We start from the raw sequence: 5,797 nt of genomic DNA on the forward strand, positions 1-5,797 counted from the left end.
CCTCTAGCCTCTAGCCTCTAGCCTCTAGCCTCTAGCCTCTAGCCTCTAGCCTCTAGCCTCTAGCCTCTAGCCTCTAAGAAATAAAAACATAAAAAATGGAGTGCAAAATATATTCTATACTTTATATCACTTTTTTACTAAATACTGAATACTGAATACTGAATACTGAACTTAATAATTGTCTACATTAATAATTACACGTACTGGTCTAAAATCTTTTACTAGACTAAAGCTCGTGTTTATTTTTACTATTGCTGCTTTAGTTTTTGCTAAGGATTGTTTTGGTGCTATTTTTATTAGAATGTTTTTATGGTATTGATTTCTAATTCTAGATACTGGTGGAAACTCTGGTCCTAAAATATTTGCTTTAAACACTTGTCGTAACGATTTTGCAAACCATTCGCTAGCCATATTTACACGATCGTAATCTTTGTGTTTTATGGTTATTTTAATTAAGCGGTAAAATGGCGGATATTTAAAATTATAGCGTTCTTGCAATTGCTCACTAAACATCTCCTTATAATTATTGGTAGAGACTTGCTGTAGTATTTTATGATATGGGTTATAGGTTTGTATTAATACCTTCCCTCTTTTATCGGTTCTCCCTGCCCTACCCGACACTTGTAACATGAGTTGAAAACTACGTTCGTGTGCTCTAAAGTCTGGAAAGTTTAGCATATTGTCGGCATTCATAATACCAACTAATTTTACGTTTCTAAAGTCTAAACCTTTGGTTAGCATTTGTGTTCCTACCAAAATATCTATTTCTTGTTGTTCTAAAGCAGTTATTATTTTTTCGTAGCCGTATTTACCTTTTGTGGTATCTAAATCCATACGTCCTACGGTATGCTTAGGAAACAGTTGTTTTACTTCGGCTTCTATTTGTTCTGTTCCAAATCCTTTGGTGTCTAGGTTAGCCGTACCGCAAGCCATACATTTTTGAAGCATGGCATTTGTGTGCCCACAATAATGGCAACGCAATTGGTTACGGTATTGATGGTAAGTTAAACTAACATCGCAATTAGGACATTGTGGTGAGTGCCCACAGGTATTACATTCTACAATGGGAGAATAGCCTCTTCTGTTTTGGAATAAGATAACTTGGTGGCCTTCTTCTAATGTTTCGGCAATTTCTTCTAACATTCTATCACTAAAATGCCCTTTCATTAGTTTTCGCTTGTGCTTATCTTTTATATCTACCAGTTCTATGTCTGGTAATTGCACATTATTGTAACGTCTAGTAATTTCAACTAAACCATACTTATTTTCTTTAGCGTTATAATAGCTTTCTAAACTTGGCGTTGCACTCCCCAATAATGTTTTTGCTCCATGTAAATGTGCTAATACTATAGCTGTATCTCTGGCATGATATCGCGGTGCTGGATCAAATTGTTTAAAGGATTGCTCGTGCTCTTCATCTACTATTACTAATCCTAGTTTATGAAATGGTAAAAAGATTGAGGATCTTGCGCCCAAAATTATTTTCGCTTTTGCGGAATTGTTCAACACATTATTCCACACCTCAACACGTTCGTGAACCGAATATTTACTATGAAACACTGCCACTTGTTCTCCAAAATAATTTTGTAACCTGTTAACTAACTGTGTTGTTAAAGCAATCTCTGGTAGCAAATACAAGATTTGCTCTCCTTTTTCTAAAATAGCTTCAATAAGTTTAACGTAGACTTCTGTTTTTCCTGATGATGTTACACCATGCAACAGGGTTACATTTTGTGTTGTAAAGGTCTCTTGTATTTGCTGTAATGCTTCGGTTTGGTATTCGTTTAATGCTTTTGAGTTTTCATTGTCCTCCCCAGAATATTGTACGCGATCGGTTTGAATATGGTATTCTTCTAAAATATCTTTATCTATTAATGCTTTTATTATTGCTGAAGAGGTTTTACTCTCTGCTACTAAATCTGATACTTTAATTGGTTTTTTGGTTTTTGCAGAAATAGAAAACAGTGTCATTATAACTTGTCGTTGTTTAGCTGCTCTACTTAAGTCATCTAATAATTGTTGTAATGACTCTTCAGAGGTATAATTTGCATTTAATTTTACGTACCTAACGTATTTAGGTTTATACTTTTCGTAAATTTCTTCTTGTAATGTTATGGCTTCTTTTTCTATTAAGCGCTTAATTACTGGTAGTACATTTTTTTTATCTAAAATATTAGATATTTCCTGAATTTTTAATGCCGATTGAAAGTGTAATGCTTCGTATACTAAAAACTCATCATCTTTTAATTCTGCATCATTTATTTCTTTTAGGCTGTTTTTACTTATTAGTGTTTCACTTTCTAAAATAAAAGCATTGGGTAATGCTGCTCGCATAATTTCACCTACGCTACACATATAATATTTAGCTATCCATTGCCAAAGCTCTAACTGTTTTTTAGTTACTATTGGAGATTCATCTAATATTTGGTGAATGGCTTTAGCCTCGTAAGCCAAAGGGGCTTGGGTATGAATTGCTCCTACTAACCCTGTATATATTTTAGATTTACCGAAAGGTATAGATACACGCATGCCTACCTTTAAAAAGTCTGCTTCTGCTTTAGTTATACTATATGTAAATAGTTTTTCTAAAGGTATTGGTAATATAACATCTATAAAATGATACAATAGTTCCCTCTATTTGGTTTGTCTATTATTAAATATGTTTACTCCACTACTCGCTCCCAATATTGAGTGGCATAAAAAAAAGCTATATATCCACGAACTTGAAGTACATTGGGATCGTCTGTTACTAATAACCTGCATTTGTATTCTTTACCATCTTCAGGATTAAAAATAGTACCATTTTTATAATACTTTCCACTTTTCTTCATGTTTTTAAGCAGTTCAAACCCTAAAATTGGCTTATTTTTAGCATCTCCTTCACATTTGGCACATAATTCCTCCCTTTTAGATGGATCTATTATATGAACAATTTTACCAAAGGCTTGACCATCTCGCTTATAAATTTCTACAATAGATTTTGCTTCTCCTGTTTTATCGTCTATAGTTTTCCATTTACCGAAAACATCTTGTGCAGATGTTGTTATCGATATAAATAGAAACACTCCTAATATTAATTTACTCATCATTTGCTTTTATGTTTTTCTTTCTTAAACGTGTTAATGACATATTTAGTTCAAAACCTAACAATAAAATGTTAGAGTTTAACCATATGTAAAAGAGGAGAATTAAAAGTGCTCCTATAGAACCGTATAATTCATTATACTTAGAGAAGTTTTCTATATAAATTCCAAATAAGTAAGAGGATAATATTATTAATAACGTTGTAAAAATGGCTCCTACGGAGAAAAACCTAGATTTACGGCCTTCTTTTGTTCCAAAATAATACAATGTTGCTGTTGCCAAATACACCATAATAATAAAGAAAATATACTTAGCTAATATGGCCCAAAAATCTATTTGTCTTTTTTGCAAATAGCCATGAGTCTCTAAATTATCTAAAACATAAATTTCAAAATACCCTAAACCGGCTACTGTAAGCATCAATAAAAACACAAGTATTAATCCTACGCCCAAAGCATATAAATACTGCCGTATTATGTTTCGTGTTAATTGCTGGTGATACGAATTTTCGAATCCAGAAAACAAAGCATTAATACCATTAGCCATTAAAAAAATAGATAATAAAAACACTGAAGAGATTAAACCGTCTTTACTATTAGAGCTTTCTACGTTTTTAAAAATGTTTTCATGAAAAAAATCGCTTGTTGTTGGTGGTAAAAACGACTCTAAAAAGCTTAAAAAATCTGTTTGAAAGCCTTCTATTGGAATATACGGAATAAGAATAATAACAAATAGTAAAAATGGAAATAACGCTAAGAAAAAACTATATGCAATAGCACTAGCTCTAGACCCCAAAGCTCCTTTTACTATGCCTGTAATATATAACTCCAACAAATTATATAATGATAACCCCTCTAAACCAGGTAATTTTATTTTACCGAGTAGATTAACCAAAATATTTACTACTGGAATTTTTTTAAGTTGTTCTTCTATGCTTTGCGACACCTAATTAGTTACTATTTATTTGTTTTTATTTACTTATACTGCTTTTAAGCTTAAATCCATATTGTATACAGAATGTGTTAAGGCTCCACTAGAAATATAATCTACTCCGCATAGTGCATATTCTCTAACGGTTTTCTCATTAATTCCTCCAGAGCTTTCTGTTAAACATTTGTTTCCTATTAGTTTTACTGCTGTTTTGGTATCTTCGTAATTAAAGTTATCTATTAAAATTCTATACACGCCATCACTTTGCAAAATGGTTTTTATTTCGTCTAAATCTCGTGCTTCTACTATAATTTTTAAATCGCGATTGGTTTCTTTTAAATAGTGCTTTGTTTTATCTATTGCTTTAGTTATTCCTCCAGCAAAATCTATATGGTTATCTTTTAACATAATCATATCGTATAATGCAAAACGATGATTCTCTCCTCCTCCAATTTTTACCGCCCATTTTTCTAATGCGCGAATACCTGGTGTTGTTTTACGGGTGTCTAATATTTTTGTTCCTGTACCTTCTAACAAATCTACAAATCGTCTTGTTTTTGTTGCTATAGCACTCATACGTTGCATAGCATTAAGTACTAATCGCTCTGCTTTTAATATAGATTGCGATGCACCTTCTACATAAAATACAATATCTCCGTAGCTAACTCTAGAGCCATCTTCTATTAATGTTTCTACCGTCATGTTTGGGTCTACATAACTAAAAACTTGTTTTGCAAATTCAACACCAGCTATAATGCCTTCGTCTTTAACTAATAATTTTGCTTTTCCTTGTGCAGATTCGGGAATACAAGATAGAGAACTATGGTCTCCATCGCCTACGTCTTCTCTTATGGCATTACTTATTATTAACTCTATTTCTGTATTAAATTGTGCTTTACTAATCATTGGTTTTTACTTTAGTGCTAAAATAAGAAATTGATTTACGTTTTTTAATATTTAATTAGTAGTTTCGTTTCAAAGTCTTTTAATTTCATGAAATTTATTAAGTCGCTTTTTACTTTACTTTTCCTTTTTAATTGTTTTTTTCTGTTTTCTCAAGAATCTATTACAGAGTTATACCTTGATGAAAATTTAAATGAAATTGACTCTATTAGTTATTCTAGGAAATGCAAACGTATTCTTTCTAAATGTTTAAAATACAAAACCGATAGTTTAGTTATTAATAAGGTATTAATTAAATATGCATTTGGAAAACTTACCCCTAACCAATACAACCAAATTAAAGGGGTTATTACAAGAAATTCGAATATAGAATTAAAACAAAATGAAGTTCTAGTTATTAAATATTATGACTCGCTTTTTAGTTTTAATTCTGTAAACAGAAGACATCTAAATCATTTAAAAAAACCTAAAACCGTATTGCCAGATTCTTTAGCCAGTGCAAAAAATACTAAAAATGTATTTCATACTTTTAATGAATCTATTTTTAATGAAAACAGAAAAAAATGGGTAAAGAAACATAAAAAATGTATTGAAAAAAATGAAAAGAAATACGATATAAAACTTATATATCTTTATAAAGCTGAACAAAATGTTTTAGACCAATATGAAAATTTTAATTGGGTAAAAGATAATGGTGTTTTTAAAAACAAATTCTTTAAAATAATGTTTAACTTTCATTTATTAATTATAAAACCTGATGGCGATTATTTTCTAAGTGGAGGCCATATTACAGATAAACAAGTAGGCAAACTACTAAAAAAAGCTGATTGGTCTAAATATAAAAATGATTGGAAATTATCTTTTCAAAGAGAGGTTATAA

5 protein-coding genes are annotated in these 5,797 nt (G+C 30.9%); 1 reads left to right on the plus strand and 4 read right to left on the minus strand.

The window, feature by feature from the left end; translation table 11 throughout:
• Positions 1–171 precede the first annotated feature (171 nt).
• Genes priA through nadC form a run of 4 tightly spaced genes read right to left on the minus strand, consistent with a single transcriptional unit; the run spans position 172 to position 4,920 of the window.
• Positions 172–2,625 carry a replication restart helicase PriA gene (gene priA / locus ACVC2P_RS19910; RefSeq protein WP_452600200.1) on the minus strand — a complete coding sequence of 818 codons (2,454 nt, stop codon included), beginning with the start codon at positions 2,623–2,625 and terminating at the stop codon, positions 172–174.
• 38 nt (positions 2,626–2,663) lie between these two features.
• The gene (locus ACVC2P_RS19915; RefSeq protein ID WP_452600201.1) at positions 2,664–3,089 is read right to left on the minus strand and encodes a DUF2147 domain-containing protein; all 426 of its coding nucleotides are present in this window, start codon (positions 3,087–3,089) and stop codon (positions 2,664–2,666) included.
• A complete protein-coding gene (locus tag ACVC2P_RS19920; protein WP_452600202.1) occupies positions 3,079–4,029 on the minus strand; it encodes a YihY/virulence factor BrkB family protein in 951 nt (316 codons plus the stop codon). Before ACVC2P_RS19920 ends, ACVC2P_RS19915 begins: the two co-directional genes overlap by 11 nt.
• 33 nt (positions 4,030–4,062) lie before the next feature.
• Positions 4,063–4,920: a carboxylating nicotinate-nucleotide diphosphorylase gene (gene nadC, locus ACVC2P_RS19925; protein WP_452600203.1), complete on the minus strand. Its 858-nt coding sequence runs from the start codon at positions 4,918–4,920 to the stop codon at positions 4,063–4,065.
• 87 nt (positions 4,921–5,007) lie between these two features.
• Between nadC and ACVC2P_RS19930 the strand changes: the two genes are divergently transcribed.
• The coding region (locus ACVC2P_RS19930; protein ID WP_452600204.1) for a hypothetical protein at positions 5,008–5,797 on the plus strand (790 nt) is incomplete at its 3' end.

The sequence above is a fragment of the Pontimicrobium sp. MEBiC01747 genome, assembly GCF_053601635.1.